The following is a 15,020-nucleotide window of genomic DNA, read 5'->3' on the forward strand; positions in this document are numbered from 1 at the left end:
GTGTCGATGTCGAGCTGGAAACAGATTGTTGCAGCGTTTGTGATTCTGGTCGCCGCCGTGGCCGCCTGGGCACGCTTTTATCCCGGCGCGCCTCAGATGCTGGCGCGTTGGGGAATGGACTGGGCCATCGCCGCGACACCTCCCGCGACGGAAAGCGCCGCCGGCACCGGCCAGTCCGGACGCAACCGCGCCGGTCAGATCGTCACCATCGTCGCTTCGCCAGCCGGCACCGCCACCATCAACGACAGGCTGCAGGCGATCGGCACCGGCCGTGCCAACGCGACCGTCACCGTCAATCCATACTCGTCCGGGCGCCTCACCGAACTGCTGGTCCAGTCCGGCACGCATGTCGAAAAGGGCGATGTCATCGCCAGGCTCGATTCCGAGACGGAAGTGATCGCGCGCGACCGCGCCCAGGTGGCGATCGAGGATGCGCAGTCCAAGCTCGACCGGGTAAAATCGCTCAGGGCGTCCAATGCGGCCACGCCTGTTGCCGTCGCCGACGCCCAGGTGACGCTCGCCAACGCCAGGCTGGCGCTGCGCGATGCCGAGCTCGCGCTCGAGCGCCGCTCGATCGTGGCGCCGATCGAAGGCACCGTCGGCATCCTGCCGATCGCCGCCGGCAACTATGTCACCAATCAATCGGCGATCGCCACGCTCGACGACCGCTCCAGCATCCTGGTCGATTTCTGGGTGCCGGAACGCTTCGCCGCCGCGGTCAAGGTTGGCGCCCAGCTGTCGGCCACGCCTCTGGCCAACCCCAACCAGGTCTATACCGGCACCGTCTCGGCCATCGATAACCATATCGACGAGAACAGCCGCACGCTGCTCGTGAAAGCGACGATCGCCAACCCAGCCGATTCGCTGCGCGCCGGCATGTCCTTCCAGATCGGCATGCGCTTCCCCGGCGATACCTATCCGGCAGTCAGCCCGCTCGCCATCCAGTGGGGGACCGACGGCGCCTATATCTGGGCCGTCGACAACGGCAAGGCCAAGCGCGTTCCGGTGCGCATCATCCAGCGCAACACCGAGACCGTGCTGATCGATGCTTCGGTCGTGAGCGGCGACATGGTGGTGACCGAAGGCACGCAGAGCGTCAGCGAAGGCGGCGATGTCCGCATCGCCGGCGAGGATCGCGCCGCCGGGACCGAGGGCTCATGAGCGGCGCCGGCGACGCCGCCGCGGGATCTGGCCTGACGGCGCTTTTCATCCGCAGGCCGGTCATGGCCTTCGTGCTCAACACGCTGATCGCGGTGGCCGGGCTTGCTGCCTTCTGGGGCGTCGAGATCCGCGAATTGCCGGATGTTGACCGCCCCGTCATCACCGTCAACACCACTTTCGAGGGCGCGGCCGCCGAAACCGTCGACCGTGAGTTGACCGACGCGATCGAAGGCGCCGTCGCGCGCGTTTCCGGCGTCAAGTCGATCTCGTCCACCTCCTCCTTCGGCCAAAGCCGCGTCACCATCGAATTCAACGACGGCGTCGACCTCAACGTCGCGGCCTCCGACGTGCGCGATTCCGTCAGCCGGATCACCAATCAGTTGCCCGAGACTGCCGACGCGCCGCGCATCGTCAAGGCCGACGCGAATTCGGACCCGGTGATGCGGCTGGCCGTCACCTCCGACACCATGTCGGTGCAGGACATGACGGTGTTCGTGCAGGACCGCATCGAGGACGAGCTCGCCGCGGTGCCGGGTGTCGCCGACGTCCAGGTCTCCGGCGACCGCGACAAGATCTTCCGCATCGACGTCGACCAGAACAAGCTGGCGAGCCTGGGCTTCACCGTCGCCGACCTTCGAAAGGCTCTTGCCTCGGTCGCCTTCGATTCCCCGGCCGGCTCGATCACCACGACCAATCAGGACCTCATCGTTCGCACGACCGCCGACGTGACCACGCCGGAGGAGTTCGAGAACATCGTCATCGGCGGCGCGACCCGTATCCGCGACGTCGCCACCGTGACGCTCGGGCCCGATGTCGGCCAGACCTCGCTGCGCTCCGACGGCAAGACCGGTATCGGCCTCGGCATCATACGCCAGGCGGAATCGAACACGCTCGACATCTCGACCGGCGTGAGGGCCGCCGTCGCGAAGCTGCAAGAGACGTTGCCCGCCAGGATGTCCATCAAGGTGACCAGCGACGACGCCGTCTTCGTCAATGGCGCCGTGCACGAAGTCGAGATCGCGCTGGCGCTGTCGGTCTCGATCGTGCTCGTCGTCATCTACGCTTTCCTGCTCGACTGGCGCGCCACGCTGATCCCCGGCCTGGCGATGCCGGTCGCCATGATCGGCACCATCGCCGCGATCTATCTCGCCGGCTTCTCCGTCAACATCCTGACGCTGCTGGCGCTGGTGCTGGCGACCGGCCTTGTCGTCGACGACGCCATCGTCGTGCTCGAAAACATCGTGCGCCGCCGCAACGAAGGCATGGGGCCCCGCGCGGCGGCGGTGCTTGGCACGCAGGAAGTGTTCTTCGCCGTCGTCGCCACAACGCTGACGCTGGTCGCGGTCTTCGTGCCGATCTCCTTCCTGCCGGGGCAGACCGGCGGCCTGTTCCGCGAATTCGGTTTCGTGCTGGCGATGTCGGTGCTGCTCTCCTGCGTGGTCGCGCTGACGCTCTGCCCCATGCTTGCCTCGCGCATGCTGACCAGCGCATCGCTTCACCATGAAGGCGGTACCGGCATCGGCGCGCGCATCGGCGGCGCCTTGCACGGGCTCTACAAGCATTGCCTGCGTCTTTGCCTCGACGCACCCTGGATCGTTGTCCTGGTCGCGCTCATTTTCGCCGGCACCGCCTTCACGCTGTTCGGCACCATCCGCCAGGAACTGACGCCGACGGAAGACCGTGCCGTGGTGCTGTTGCGCATCAGCGCGCCGCAAGGCGTCAGCCTCGACTACACGACCGAGCAGATGCGCAAGATCGAGCGGCTGATCCAGCCGCTGCGCGATTCCGGCGAGATCCGCTCAACCTTCGAAAACGCCGGCAACAACGGCTCCTACAATTCGGGCTTCATGGTGATGACGCTGGCGCCCTGGGACGAGCGCAGCCGCAGCCAGCAGGAGATCATGGCCGACATCAGCCGCCTGACCAGGCAGGTGCCGAGCGTGCGCGTCTTTCCGGTGCAGCCGAACAGCCTCGGCATTCGCGGCGCCGGCAACGGCCTGCAATTCGCGCTGGTCGGCAACGACCGCAAGGCGCTGAGCGAGGCGGCGGTGAAGATCGTCGACGAGATGCGTCAGGACCCGCGCTTCCAGACGCCGCGCCTCTCCGTCGACCCGACGCAGCCGCAGCTTGCCGTGGCCATCGATCGCGAACGCGCCTCCGATCTCGGCATCGACATCACCGGTCTGGCCGACACACTGCAGGCCATGCTCGACGGCAACGATGTCGTCGACGTCTACATCGCCGACCGCAGCTATGGCGTGAAGCTGGTCTCGACCACCAACCCGATCAACGACCCGACCGACCTGGAAAACATCTTCCTGAAGACGTCCGATGGCCGTTTCGTGCCGATGTCGACCATCGCCACGCTGACCGAGCGCGCCGTGCCGCCGTCGCTGACGCGCGAGCAGCAGCAGCCCTCGGTCGCGATCACCGCCAATCTCGGCAGCGGCTTCGCGCTCGGCGAGGCGCTGACCCGAGCCGAGGAGATCGCGACGCCGCTGCTGCCGCCCGGCGCGCGCATCCTACCGCTCGCCGAAGCCGCCACGCTCGGCGAGAGCAACAACGCCATGATCGCCGTCTTCAGCTTCGCGCTGGTCATCATCCTTCTGGTGCTGGCGGCCCAGTTCGAGAGCTTCGTCAGCGCCCTCATCATCATGGCGACGGTGCCGCTCGGGCTCGCCTGCGCCATTTTCGCGCTGCTCCTGTCGGGCACCAGCCTCAATGCCTACAGCCAGATCGGACTGGTGCTTCTGGTCGGCGTCATGGCCAAGAACGGCATCCTGATCGTCGAGTTCGCCAATCAGCTGCGCGACCGCGGGCTCGGCGTGCGCGAGGCGATCGAACAAGCTTCGACCATCCGGCTGCGCCCGGTGATGATGACCATGATCTGCACCGTGCTCGGCGGCGTGCCGCTGGTGCTCGCCGCCGGCGCCGGCGCCGAGGCGCGCGTGGCGCTCGGCTGGGTCATCGTCGGCGGCCTTGGGCTCGCCACTGTCTCGACCCTGTTCCTCACCCCTGTCGCCTACTTGCTGCTTGGCCGCTTCGTCACACCCAAGGCGCATGAGGAAGCGAGGCTGAAGCGCGAGCTCGAGGAAGCCGTGTATGTCGACGCGGAGCCGGCCGAGTAGACTATCTCAACAGCCGACCCTCGATCGACCAGCGTGCCGCCAAGAAGTTCAGCACAGCGGCCACCACGACACCGATGATCTTGGCCGGCCACACGCCGATGGCCCCCGCGAGGGCGGCGATCGACAGGCTGGAAACGCCAAGCGAAATCAACGCGCCCAGCGAGACGAAGCGCAGGAAGGACTGGCGGAGCCGGATGCCCGGGTCGCGCTCGAACGACCAGAAGCCGTTCGCCGCGAAGGAGAAAAGGACCGCGACGAACCAGGCGCCGATATTGGCGGCCAGAGCCGGTATCGCGAGCTTGAGCAGCAGGAAGAATGCGGCGAGGTCGATGCCGCTGTTGACCAGCCCGACCAAGGCGAAACGAACGATCTTGTTGCCGGTCGAACGCTGCGGCTGGCCGGCGCTCATGTTTTGCCGTCCATGACGCGCATTCCGGCCCGTTCGAGGCTGGCGCCGAAATCCTCAGAACTCAGAACCGTGAACTCGACCTCACGCGCGCCCTGCATCGGGTCTCGCGCCCGTAAAATGTCATCGACTTGACCCGGATGGCACATGAACACCCCTTGTTCGGGCAAGGTGTCGATCGCGACGCGCAGCGTCGGAGCGAATTTTTGCGGCTGCCGCCAGTCATAGATGCCGCAGAGCGGCGTCATGAGGCTGAAGCCCGCCCGCTGCATCGACCTGTTGAAGCCGGCGGCCAGAGCCGCGATCGCCGCTATCTTGGCCGCCGCTGCATCCAAGCCCGGAAACCCGGGCGCGCCGCGCAGCGCCGGCTTGTGTGCGCTCCCCCCAAACCGCGCGAGCAGCCAATTCCGCACCACCGGAAGAAAATGCACATGCTGGTGTCCGTCGATGTGGTCGGGCGGGCCAGCCAGCGCTTCGGTGAAGCGGTCGTACTGGGCGTCGAGCTCGGCATGAACGTCCCGCTCGTCGATGCGCTCGCGCCGCACCGGCAGCGCAAGAGAGGCAAGCCTGGGCAACTTGTCGTCCGGCGCCAGGCTGGACGATCCGGTCACGGCTATCTGATCGGTCAGGGTCAGGTGCAGCCCGACGGCCGCGCGTTGACGGAACGGCCTGATGCGCGCCGCCGCTTCTTCCCATTCGGGAAAGCCGGTCATGCAACTGGTCCCGGTCAGGCGGCCGCGCTCGATGAGGTCGAGGATCGCACCCGATACCCCCGGCGCCAGCCCGTAGTCGTCGGCGATCAGGCGGATCGACCTGGTCATCTCTCGGAAGCAACCTGCTCGGCGGCATTGCCATGCAACACGTCGCGCACGATGTAGACGGGCCGGTCCTTGCTTTCGCTGAGCGTCACCCAGACATACTCGCCGATCAGGCCGAGCAGCGCCAGGTTGAGACCTCCAAAAAGCACGACGGCGACCATGATGCTGGGGTAGCCTGGCACGGCGATGCCGTAGAACAGCACCTCGAAGAGCACCTTCACGCCATAGGCGAGACCTGCGAATGCCGCGAGCAATCCGATGAGGCTGATGACGCGCAGCGGGATCACGGAAAACGAGGTGAACCCTTCAAGCGAGAACGCGATCAGGTTGAACCTGGTCCATTTCGACGTGCCGCTGGAGCGGTTTTCCGGCGAGTAAAGCACCGCCTTCTGGCGGAAGCCGGCCCAGGCGAACAGGCCCTTGTTGAAACGCCGCTTGTCGCGCACGCTGGTCAAGGCACGTGCCACCGCACCGCGCATGACACGGAAGTCTCCGGCATTCTCGGGAATATCGAAGCGCTGGCTGCTGTTGATCAGCCTGTAGAAGAGCCGCGCCAGCTGGCTGCGCCGCCAGCTCCCCTCGCGCCGGTCGTTCTGGGCGTAGACGACATCGATTTCGGGATTCTCGACCAGCTCGCCGATCATCCTCAGGCTGATATCCATGGAATGCTGGAGGTCGGAGTCCATGATCAGGACCATGTCGCCGCGGGAATGATCAAGGCCGGCGAGCACCGCCGCTTCCTTGCCGAAATTGCGGCTGAGCCGCACGATTTCCCACGAGCCCGACAACGCCGCGGCGAATGTCTCGGCGCTGCCGTCGCGGCTGCCGTCGTCGACGAGTATCTTGCGGACGGTCATGCCGAAGCGCTCCGCCACGGCCGCTTCCAGCCTGTCGAGCAACCCAACGAAGGCGATCGCGGATTCGGCCTCGTTGAAGAACGGCGCGATGACGTCGAGCATCTCAGCCATGCGCGACGGCTCCGGGGGTCGGCACTTTGTCCCCGCCTCGCCCCCAGAACCAGGCGACAAGCATGCAGGCGACTATGCTGGTGCTGATTGGCCACAGCCACAAGTGGAAAAGATCGTGCAGCCGGAGATCGACACTGGTCAGTCCGGTAACGAAGAGGAGTATCGCCGGCAACCAGCGCATGGCCGCGTTTTCCTTCTTCCGCCACACCAGGGCGATGGAAAGGCCGGCTGGCACCGCCACCATGGCATAGGTGTTCTGCTCGACCCGCGGATTGAAGACGCACATGTAGAACGCCGCAATGAGGAAGATGGCCAGTCCGCCGATGTTGGAGTCCAGCCTGCGGTCCAACTGGAGCACCGCCCAAAGCGCAAGCAACCCCACGACCACGCGCACGATCGTCGCCTCGGCTTCGGACAGCGGCATCCCAAACCGCGTGAAAGGCGCTGTGAAGTCGGCCGGAGTGAAGGGACCGGTTGGGTCGACCGTCATCGACGTCAGCATGCGGAAGAAATCGTGGTACTGGGCGTTGATGTAGTCCGCGGGCGCAAAACCATAGGGGATGGCGAGCACGAGAAGGACCGCCAGCACCAGCACCGGTATCAGCCGGGGACGCAGCGCTCCCACCAGAAGCAGCATGATGATCGCCGTGGGCTTGGCTATGACCGCAAGCATGGCCCAGAAGAAGCTTTCAGCCCGGCGCCCCTCGAGCGCCGAGAGCGTGAGAAACCAGCACGCTCCGGTGAGCAGGATCGTCGCCTGGCCGTTGCGAAGTGCCGCCAGCGCCATCGGCAAGGCAAGGAACAGGCCGAAGGACAGCAGCCATGTCTGCTCCTGGCCGTCGATCTTGCGCACCTGACGCATTGCGGCGAAAGTCAGCGCGCCGAAGCCCAGCACGTGCCACAAAACGCTGCCCAGATGCGGCCCGAGCTTCACCAGGGGAACGTAAAGGGCGGCGAAGGCGGGCGCGTAGAGATACCCCATCGCGGCCTGGACGTGATACAGCGGTTCACGGCCCAAGAAAGCTTCGCTGCCATGTCTGTAGATATAGACCACCGAACGCGTATCCGGCGACCATAGCGCCAGGCCAAGCACAATCAGAAACGACCCGACCCACAGCCAAAACCCCAAACGGTCGAAAACCGGCTTGGTTACCGTCATAGCGCACCCCGCGTTCCGACCAGGATGGCGTTCCCATCGCCGCCTGGCCTTCAGCGCCGGCGAGATATCACATCGAAATGAAATAGAACATACGAGCGTGACTGTTACCGGCGCGGGGGCAAAGGACGGCGCAACAGCGGCGTTTTTCCGCCGCCACCTTGTCGATCACAGATTTGTGTTCAAGGCGTCGGCCGTGGTCTGAACAGCTGCGAGCGGCGTCCGGGGGAGCTTACGGTTTGATGAACACCTTTCCGTTGGGCTTGGCGAGCTCGGCCGGCAGCCGCGCCATCGCCTCGTCCAGCGGCACCACTGCCGCGACGTCGGTCGACCAGCGTCCATCGGAAAAGCGCTTCTGCGCTTCCAGAACCGCCGGGCCCAGCCTGTCGCGGAACTGGCGCATCCATTCGGCCAGCCAGAAACCTTCGACGCGCTTATGCTGGAAGATCAGTTGGCCGGGCTCGCGGATCACCGTCGGCTCGGCGTCGAGCCTTCCATAGACGATCCAGCGCGCGCGTTTCGGCATGGCATTGAAGATGGTCGAAGCCAGCGGGCCGGTGACCGCGTCGAGGAAGATGCGCGGCTGCTCGGCCTTCATCGCCTCGCGCAACGCCGCCTCGAAATCCGCCGCTTTCTCGTTGAGCACATGGGCGGCGCCGAGCTCCGCCAGCTGCGGAATCTGCTCGTCGCGACGCACGGTGACGATCGGGCGGAAACCTTCCTCCTTCGCCAGCCCGATGATCAGCTTGCTGAGCTGGCTGGCGCCCGCGGTCATGACGAAGGATTTTTCGCCCTCCTCTCTGACGATGTCGAACATGGCCAAGGCCGTCAGCGGATTGACGATCATCGCGGCGCCGTCCTCGTCGCGCACCGTGTCGAGAAGCGGAATGCAGGACGCGGCCTCGGCAACCGCATAATCCGCCCACGCCCCCCAGTTCGACACGCCGGTGGCGAAGGCGACGCGTTTCCCTGCAAGGCTCCTTGCATAGGGATCATCGCCCGTGGCGACGACAATGCCGACGCCCTCGAAACCCGCCGGACGGCCCTTGACCCGCGGCTGGCCGTACTGGCCCTTGATGAAGGCGATGTCGGACGGGTTGATCGAGGCGAGGCTGACCTTGATCAGCGCCTGTGTCGGCCCTGGCACCGGCACAGCTATGCGGCCGGGCTGGAGGTAAGGCTCCATCGCTTCGAGCGCAGCCGGCGAAGGCGTCCTGGTGTAACCGTCGCCGACAAGCAGCAAGCCCCGCATTTGCGATGGAAGCGTCATGGCCGTCAGACCTTTTCCTGCGTGTATTTCTTCAGTTCCGTGCGCGCCACTTGCCGCCGGTGCACCGCGTCCGGTCCGTCGGCCAGCCGCAGCGTCCTCAGATGCGTCCAGGAGCGGGCGAGCGGGGTATCCTGGCTGATGCCTTGCGCGCCGAACATCTGCACCGCCTCGTCCGTGACTTTCAGCGCGACGCGCGGCGCCACCACCTTGATCTGGCTGATCCAGGGCGCGGCGGCGCGCGCGTCGCCCTGGTCGATCATCCAGGCGGCCTTGAGGCAGAGCAGCCGCGCCATCTCGATCTCCATCCGGCATTCGGCGATGATGTCGAAATTCGCGCCGAGCTTGGCCAGCGACTGACCGAAGGCTTCGCGCCGCACCGAGCGCTGGCACAGCATCTCCAGCGCCATCTCGGCCTGGCCGATGGCGCGCATGCAGTGATGGATGCGGCCAGGCCCCAGCCGCCCCTGCGCGATCTCGAAACCCCTGCCCTCGCCGAGGATCAGGTTCGCCGCCGGCACCCGCACATTCTCGAATCTCAGATGCATATGGCCGTGCGGGGCGTCGTCGTCGCCATAGACCTGCATGGGCCGCAGCCTAGTGATGCCCTTGCTGTCGGAAGGCACCAGGATCATCGAATGCCGGCGATGCTGCGGCTCTTCGTCCGATCCGGTCCTGACCATGACGATATAGATGGCGCAGCGCGGGTCGCCCGCGCCGGAAGCCCACCATTTCTCGCCGTTCAGCACATAGTCGTCGCCCTGCCGCTCGCAGCGCATCGAAATGTTGGTCGCATCCGAAGAGGCGACGTCAGGCTCGGTCATCAGATAGGCCGAACGAATCTTGCCCTCGAGCAGCGGCTCCAGCCAGTCCCGCTTGTGCCCTTGCGAGCCGTAACGCTCCAGCACTTCCATGTTGCCGGTGTCGGGCGCCGAGCAGTTGAAGGTCTCGGCGCCGAGATGCGCCTTGCCCATCTCCTCCGCCAGATAGGCGTATTCGACAGTGGAAAGGCCATAGCCGCGCTTGGAATCGGTCAGCCAGAAGTTCCACAGGCCGCGTTCGCGCGCCGCCTTCTTCAAGCCTTCGAGGATTTCCGTCTGCCTGGCCGTATAGGACCAGCGGTCGCCGCCCTTGCCGATCTCGGCGAGAAATTCTTCGCCGAGCGGCGCTATCTCGTCGCGCACCATCGCCGCCACGCGCTGGTGGATTGGCTTCAGCCGCTCGGTCATGCCGAGATTCATATCCGTCATCGCTTCCGGCCTTTCCGAAGATAAATCTTTACCCGTGGCAAGGATGACCGTACTTCGGCTAGCCTTGTCAACGCGAGTCCTTGGGCGAGTCCCCGGCCTGGCCGGATGCGGAGAAACACGATGAGCTATCTGGACAAGCTGTTCTCGGTCGCCGGCAAGACCGCGCTGGTGACGGGTGCTGCGACCGGCATCGGCCGCATGGTGGCGACCGGACTGGTACGCGCCGGCGCTCATGTGATGATCGTCTCGCGCAAGGGCGGGGATTGCGCCAAAGTCGCCAACGAATTGAACGCGCTCGGCGGCTCCGGCCATGCCGAGGGCTTTGCCGGCGACGTGTCCAGCGAAGCGGGCATCGCCGCTCTGGTCGCCGAGGTCAAGGCGCGCGCGGAGCGCCTGCACATCCTGGTCAACAATGCCGGCATTTCCTGGGGCGCGCCGCTGCAGGATTTCCCTTACCACGCCTGGGCCAAGGTGTTCGGTGTCAACGTCACCGCCGTCTTTCACCTGACACGGGAGCTCTTGCCGTTGCTCGATGCCGCCGCGAGCGACGAGGATCCTGCCCGCGTCGTCAATCTCGGCTCGGTGATGGGCACCCAGCCGCTGGCCGACGACGCCTATTCCTACGCGGCATCGAAAGCGGCGGTGCATCATTTGACGCGCACGCTGGCGATCGAGTTCGCGGCCCGCCGCATCACCGTCAACGCCTTTGCGCCTGGTCCTTTCCAGAGCCGTATGACGGCGTTTGCCACCGCGACCGAGGAGCAGGCGAAACATGTTGGTAACCATGTTCCGCTCGGCCGCATCGGCGTGGCGGATGACATTGCCGGCGCAACGCTTTATTTGTGCAGCCGGGCCGGCAGCTATGTCACCGGCGCCATCCTGCCGATCGACGGCGGCCAGTCGGTGCAGCATGGAATGACTTTGTTCAAGGAATAAGGTGCCCGGTTCGAGGAATCGTAATCCGGGCGGGGGTGCGGAGGACATCAGCGTGGAACCGATCAGTCTCGATACGCTTGTGGCAAGCGTCGGCAAGGAGGTCGGCGTCTCGCCCTGGCGAATGGTGACGCAGCGCATGATCGACCAGTTCGCCGATGCGACCGACGACCACCAGTTCATCCATTGCGATCCGCAGCGCGCCGAGCGCGAAACGCCCTTCGGCGGCACCATCGCTCATGGTTTCCTGTCGCTGTCGCTTCTGTCGGCAATGACCTTCGAGACGATGCCGCCGCTGGAAAACACCAAGATGGGCGTCAACCACGGCTTCGACACGCTGCGTTTCCTGGCGCCGGTGAAGACGGGCTCGCGCATCCGCACCCGCTTCGTGCTGGCGGACGTCAAGGTGCGGCCGTCCGGCTGGGTGCAGACGGCGCATGATGTGACCATCGAGATCGAAGGCTCGAAGAAGCCGGCGCTGACGGCGCGTTGGCTGACCTTGACGCTGATCGAGCGCCAGCCCGAAAACGCATGAGCGGCGAGGCCGGCGCCATAGACCAGGCGGCGCTTGCGCCCTATCTCGAGGCGCATATCCCGGGTTTTACCGGCCTGTCCGCGATTGAAAAATTCAAATCCGGACAATCCAATCCGACCTATCTTTTGACCGCCGCCAGCGGCCGCTATGTGCTGCGCGCCAAGCCGTCGGGACAATTGCTGAAATCCGCGCATCAGGTCGACCGCGAATTCCGGGTCATGCAGGCGCTTGCCGGCACGGCTGTGCCGGTGCCGCGCATGCTGCACCTGTCGGGCGAAACCTCCCCGATCGGCCGCATGTTCTATGTCATGGAATATCTCAACGGCCGCATCTTCTGGGATCCGTCATTGCCGGACTTTTCCGGCAATGACGAGCGCGCCGCGATCTACGACGCGATGAACGCGACGCTTGCCGCCCTGCACGATGTCGATGTCGGCGCCGTCGGCCTTGGCGATTTCGGCAAGCCCGGCAGCTATTTCGAGCGCCAGCTCGCGCGCTGGACCGGCCAATACCGGGCCTCCGAAACCGAAACCGTAGCCGATATCGACAGGCTGATTGCGTGGCTCGAAACCCATATACCGGCCAATGACGGCCGCGTTTCGCTTGTCCATGGCGACTACCGGCTGGACAACATGATGTTCGCGCTCGATGCGCCGAAAGTCATCGCGCTGCTCGACTGGGAGCTGTCGACGCTCGGCCACCCCTTCGCCGACCTCGCCTATCAATGCATGCAATGGCGCCTGCCGCATGCCTCCGGCTTTCGCGGCCTTGGCGGCGTCGACCGCGCCGCTGCCGGCCTGCCGTCCGAGGAGGCCTATGTCGCAGCCTATTGCAAACGGCGCGGCATCGGGAAGATCGACAACTGGACCTTCTTCCTCGCCTTCTCCTTCTTCCGGCTGGCGGCGATCTGCCAGGGCGTCTATCGCCGCGCACTGGATGGCAATGCCTCCAATCCGGAAAAGGCAAAGACCTATGGGCAAGCGGTTAAGCTGATCGCGATACTCGCGGCGGAGCTGAGCGGCGGGAAGAACTGAAGAAAGGAAAGCTGAGCGATGGGCCGTTTCGATGGGATGACGGTGCTGGTCACCGGCGCGACGGGCGGCCTCGGCAGCGGCGCGGCAAAGGCTTTCGCGGCGGAAGGCGCGCGGCTCGTGCTCTCCGATCTCGACGAGGCGGCGCTCGGCGATTTTGCGGCGACGCTCGACGCCGAGACCGCTCACCTTGCCGGCAACATCGCCGACGAAAAGCTCTCGGAGGATCTGGTGCAACTGGCCGTCGAGAAATTCGGCCGGCTCGACATCGCCGTCAACAATGCCGGCATCGTACACAACTTCGTGCGCTTGCCGCAGGTGACCTCGGAAGAGGCGCGCCGCGTGGTCGAGGTCGACCTGCTCGGCGTCTTCTATGCCATGAAGCACCAGATTCCTCAGTTGGAACGGCAGTTCAGGGAAAGCGGCAAGGGCGGCGTCATCGTCAACATCGCCTCGGTCGCCGGTCTATCGGGCGCGCCGAAACTTTCGGTCTATGCCGCCGCCAAGCATGGCGTCGTCGGGCTGACGCGCTCTGCCGCCGTGGAATATGCCAGCAAAGGGATACGCATCAACGCCGTCTGCCCGGCCCACACCCGCACGGCGATGGTCGACGGCTTCGTGCGTTTCAGCGGAGCGCCCGAAGCCGAAGCGCTTGCCGAACTCACGCGCGGCGTGCCGATGAAGCGTGTCGGCGAGATCGACGAGATCACTACCGGCGTCCTGTTCCTTGCCGACCCTGCCAACTCCTTCATGACCGGTCACGCGCTGGCGCTCGACGGCGGCATTGGCGCCATTTGAGCATGCCGGGAACGGCTTGCGTCCGCAATCGCGTTAACCGAAGAGCTTGAACGGACGTTGCGGAACCGGAACGCTCTCTTGTCCGTTTCCGTACAGCGTATATAATTTCGTCAGGCAACCAACGACAAAGGCAGCGGACATTGACGCTGAGCGTTCAGAAACGCCGCGAAAAACAGAAGGCGGAGCTTCGCTCCGAACTGGTCGCGGCGGCTCACAAGCTGGTGCAGGAAGAGGGTTACGAGGGCCTCACCATCCGCAAGCTCGCCAAGCGCGTCGGCTACGCGCCGATGTCGGTCTATTCCTATTTCGCCGACAAGCAGGACATCCTGTTCGCGCTGGCCGAAGACGCCTTCGAGACGCTCGCTCGTCGCATCGAGGAGCACCCCGCCGACGACCCGATCGAGGCGCTCAAGGCGGTGATGACCGAGTACGCGGCTTTCGGGCTCGGCAATCCCAACGAATACCGCACCGTCTTCATGACCGAGAAGACCAAGCTGCCCGAAGGACGCAGCTACGAGGACATGGAAGAGGGCAATCCGGCCATGAAGGTGCTGATCAAACGCGTCGAGGCCTGCGTTGCCGCCGGCAGACTTAAGGGCGACCCGCGCGCCATCGCGACCATGCTGTGGACCGTGGGCCACGGCACGATTTCGCTCTTGATCACCTTTCCCTTTTATCCGTTCGGCGACGCCCAGGCCTATGTGAAGCGCATGTGCGATTTCACGCTTGTGGGGTTGCAGGCGCAGGATATTCCGCCGCTGACCGCAACGCCCGTCAACTGCTGATCTCTTTGATCGTCGGCTCGCATCGCTTCGCCTGATTTGCGGGGGCGAATTCCTGTGTTCAAAAAAATTTGTCGTACACGTACAGATTCCTCCTTGAATTCCGACTCTATTAACCGTATTTGTACGCCGTATCGTACGTGTACGACGAGATTGACTGGAGACGGAAAATGAAGAAGACCCTCCTTGCGCTCGCCACCGTGCTGGCTTTCTCGGGTGCTGCTTTCGCTGGCGCGAGCCAGCCGGCCAAGCATGCCCCCGCGGCTTGCGCTCAGACCAACGCCAGCGTGAAACTCGACTGCACGTCGACCGGTTCGGTCGAAAAGGCGGACGCCAACAAGACGACGAAGAGCCCGCGGCTCGGCATCGATGTCAGCCCGTGGTTCGTGCCCGGCCTCTAAGTGCCGGCCGGCTTTTAAGATCTCAACATCGAAACGGGTGGCATCCGGCCGCCCGTTTCGTATCCACCTGTATGGCGCCAACTGACGGTCGGCGACAGCACCTATTTCTTGCGCGGCTTGCTCCCGGGTACCGTCTTGGCCTTGCCGGTTTTGGCGGGAGCGCCGGGAATGGTGGTGCTGGTGATCGACACCGGATCGCTGGCTGGGAATGTGTCCTCGAGGCCTTCCTCGAGTTCCTCGTCCTCGACCTGGCGATGCTTCTCACGCTCGAGCGAGCGGACGGCCGAAGTCTTCTTGGGCGTTTTCGGCGCGGGTTTGGATGGCATCGGCTTCTCCCTCGCTAAGCAGTTCCAGGAAAAGTGCGCAGCGGTTTTCCGTCCGGAACT

At 64.8% G+C, this 15,020-nt stretch carries 15 protein-coding genes; 8 read left to right on the top strand and 7 right to left on the bottom strand.

Features of this window, described 5'->3' with window-relative positions:
- Positions 1 to 6: 6 nt before the first annotated feature.
- The gene (locus FJ417_RS17675; RefSeq protein WP_140784368.1) at positions 7 to 1,161 is read left to right on the top strand and encodes an efflux RND transporter periplasmic adaptor subunit; all 1,155 of its coding nucleotides are present in this window, start codon (positions 7 to 9) and stop codon (positions 1,159 to 1,161) included.
- Positions 1,158 to 4,289: an efflux RND transporter permease subunit gene (locus FJ417_RS17680; RefSeq protein ID WP_140784369.1), complete on the top strand. Its 3,132-nt coding sequence runs from the start codon at positions 1,158 to 1,160 to the stop codon at positions 4,287 to 4,289. Before FJ417_RS17675 ends, FJ417_RS17680 begins: the two co-directional genes overlap by 4 nt.
- A 1-nt stretch (position 4,290) precedes the next feature.
- Here the strand turns inward: FJ417_RS17680 and FJ417_RS17685 are convergent, their stop codons facing one another.
- The 6 genes from FJ417_RS17685 to FJ417_RS17710 all read right to left on the bottom strand — a co-directional run bounded on the left by FJ417_RS17685 (position 4,291) and on the right by FJ417_RS17710 (position 10,154).
- Positions 4,291 to 4,698, bottom strand: coding sequence for a GtrA family protein (locus FJ417_RS17685; protein WP_140784370.1), 408 nt, complete (start codon positions 4,696 to 4,698; stop codon positions 4,291 to 4,293).
- A complete protein-coding gene (locus FJ417_RS17690; RefSeq protein ID WP_140784371.1) occupies positions 4,695 to 5,516 on the bottom strand; it encodes a ChbG/HpnK family deacetylase in 822 nt (273 codons plus the stop codon). The genes FJ417_RS17685 and FJ417_RS17690 overlap by 4 nt, the downstream gene beginning before the upstream one ends.
- Positions 5,513 to 6,481, bottom strand: a complete 969-nt coding sequence (locus FJ417_RS17695; protein ID WP_140784372.1) for a glycosyltransferase family 2 protein — start codon at positions 6,479 to 6,481, stop codon at positions 5,513 to 5,515. The genes FJ417_RS17690 and FJ417_RS17695 overlap by 4 nt, the downstream gene beginning before the upstream one ends.
- Positions 6,474 to 7,640, bottom strand: coding sequence for a glycosyltransferase 87 family protein (locus tag FJ417_RS17700; protein WP_140784373.1), 1,167 nt, complete (start codon positions 7,638 to 7,640; stop codon positions 6,474 to 6,476). Before FJ417_RS17700 ends, FJ417_RS17695 begins: the two co-directional genes overlap by 8 nt.
- Before the next feature lie 229 nt (positions 7,641 to 7,869).
- On the bottom strand, positions 7,870 to 8,907 hold the full coding sequence (locus FJ417_RS17705; RefSeq protein WP_140784374.1) for a zinc-binding dehydrogenase: 1,038 nt from the start codon (positions 8,905 to 8,907) through the stop codon (positions 7,870 to 7,872).
- Positions 8,908 to 8,912: 5 nt separating this feature from the next.
- Positions 8,913 to 10,154 carry an acyl-CoA dehydrogenase family protein gene (locus FJ417_RS17710; RefSeq protein ID WP_140784375.1) on the bottom strand — a complete coding sequence of 414 codons (1,242 nt, stop codon included), beginning with the start codon at positions 10,152 to 10,154 and terminating at the stop codon, positions 8,913 to 8,915.
- Between the two features lie 120 nt (positions 10,155 to 10,274).
- Here FJ417_RS17710 and FJ417_RS17715 point away from each other — a divergent pair, with 120 nt between their 5' ends.
- The 6 genes from FJ417_RS17715 to FJ417_RS17740 all read left to right on the top strand — a co-directional run bounded on the left by FJ417_RS17715 (position 10,275) and on the right by FJ417_RS17740 (position 14,634).
- Positions 10,275 to 11,090, top strand: coding sequence for an SDR family oxidoreductase (locus FJ417_RS17715; protein ID WP_140784376.1), 816 nt, complete (start codon positions 10,275 to 10,277; stop codon positions 11,088 to 11,090).
- A gap of 46 nt (positions 11,091 to 11,136) precedes the next feature.
- Positions 11,137 to 11,622 carry a MaoC family dehydratase gene (locus FJ417_RS17720; RefSeq protein WP_281405924.1) on the top strand — a complete coding sequence of 162 codons (486 nt, stop codon included), beginning with the start codon at positions 11,137 to 11,139 and terminating at the stop codon, positions 11,620 to 11,622.
- On the top strand, positions 11,619 to 12,656 hold the full coding sequence (locus tag FJ417_RS17725; protein WP_140784378.1) for a phosphotransferase family protein: 1,038 nt from the start codon (positions 11,619 to 11,621) through the stop codon (positions 12,654 to 12,656). The genes FJ417_RS17720 and FJ417_RS17725 overlap by 4 nt, the downstream gene beginning before the upstream one ends.
- Before the next feature lie 18 nt (positions 12,657 to 12,674).
- Positions 12,675 to 13,451 carry an SDR family oxidoreductase gene (locus FJ417_RS17730; RefSeq protein ID WP_140784379.1) on the top strand — a complete coding sequence of 259 codons (777 nt, stop codon included), beginning with the start codon at positions 12,675 to 12,677 and terminating at the stop codon, positions 13,449 to 13,451.
- A gap of 140 nt (positions 13,452 to 13,591) precedes the next feature.
- On the top strand, positions 13,592 to 14,236 hold the full coding sequence (locus FJ417_RS17735; protein WP_140706834.1) for a TetR/AcrR family transcriptional regulator: 645 nt from the start codon (positions 13,592 to 13,594) through the stop codon (positions 14,234 to 14,236).
- Between the two features lie 167 nt (positions 14,237 to 14,403).
- Positions 14,404 to 14,634 (top strand): DUF680 domain-containing protein, encoded by a 231-nt coding sequence (locus tag FJ417_RS17740; RefSeq protein ID WP_140642390.1) that lies wholly within the window; start codon positions 14,404 to 14,406, stop codon positions 14,632 to 14,634.
- A gap of 101 nt (positions 14,635 to 14,735) precedes the next feature.
- Here the strand turns inward: FJ417_RS17740 and FJ417_RS17745 are convergent, their stop codons facing one another.
- Positions 14,736 to 14,960, bottom strand: a complete 225-nt coding sequence (locus FJ417_RS17745; RefSeq protein WP_140784380.1) for a hypothetical protein — start codon at positions 14,958 to 14,960, stop codon at positions 14,736 to 14,738.
- Positions 14,961 to 15,020: the final 60 nt, after the last annotated feature.

It is taken from the genome of Mesorhizobium sp. B3-1-7, assembly GCF_006439385.1.
In the GTDB taxonomy this organism is placed as follows: Bacteria; Pseudomonadota; Alphaproteobacteria; order Rhizobiales; family Rhizobiaceae; genus Mesorhizobium.

Excerpts from the sequence above, each read along its gene's own strand:
- FJ417_RS17700 (WP_140784373.1), bottom strand. The coding sequence starts at position 7,640 with ATGACGGTAACCAAGCCGGTTTTCGACCGTTTGGGGTTTTGGCTGTGG.
- FJ417_RS17705 (WP_140784374.1), bottom strand. The coding sequence starts at position 8,907 with ATGACGCTTCCATCGCAAATGCGGGGCTTGCTGCTTGTCGGCGACGGT.
- FJ417_RS17745 (WP_140784380.1), bottom strand. The coding sequence starts at position 14,960 with ATGCCATCCAAACCCGCGCCGAAAACGCCCAAGAAGACTTCGGCCGTC.
- FJ417_RS17695 (WP_140784372.1), bottom strand. The coding sequence starts at position 6,481 with ATGGCTGAGATGCTCGACGTCATCGCGCCGTTCTTCAACGAGGCCGAA.
- FJ417_RS17675 (WP_140784368.1), top strand. The coding sequence starts at position 7 with ATGTCGAGCTGGAAACAGATTGTTGCAGCGTTTGTGATTCTGGTCGCC.
- FJ417_RS17685 (WP_140784370.1), bottom strand. The coding sequence starts at position 4,698 with ATGAGCGCCGGCCAGCCGCAGCGTTCGACCGGCAACAAGATCGTTCGT.
- FJ417_RS17680 (WP_140784369.1), top strand. The coding sequence starts at position 1,158 with ATGAGCGGCGCCGGCGACGCCGCCGCGGGATCTGGCCTGACGGCGCTT.
- FJ417_RS17710 (WP_140784375.1), bottom strand. The coding sequence starts at position 10,154 with ATGACGGATATGAATCTCGGCATGACCGAGCGGCTGAAGCCAATCCAC.
- FJ417_RS17730 (WP_140784379.1), top strand. The coding sequence starts at position 12,675 with ATGGGCCGTTTCGATGGGATGACGGTGCTGGTCACCGGCGCGACGGGC.
- FJ417_RS17690 (WP_140784371.1), bottom strand. The coding sequence starts at position 5,516 with ATGACCAGGTCGATCCGCCTGATCGCCGACGACTACGGGCTGGCGCCG.
- FJ417_RS17725 (WP_140784378.1), top strand. The coding sequence starts at position 11,619 with ATGAGCGGCGAGGCCGGCGCCATAGACCAGGCGGCGCTTGCGCCCTAT.
- FJ417_RS17715 (WP_140784376.1), top strand. The coding sequence starts at position 10,275 with ATGAGCTATCTGGACAAGCTGTTCTCGGTCGCCGGCAAGACCGCGCTG.
- FJ417_RS17740 (WP_140642390.1), top strand. The coding sequence starts at position 14,404 with ATGAAGAAGACCCTCCTTGCGCTCGCCACCGTGCTGGCTTTCTCGGGT.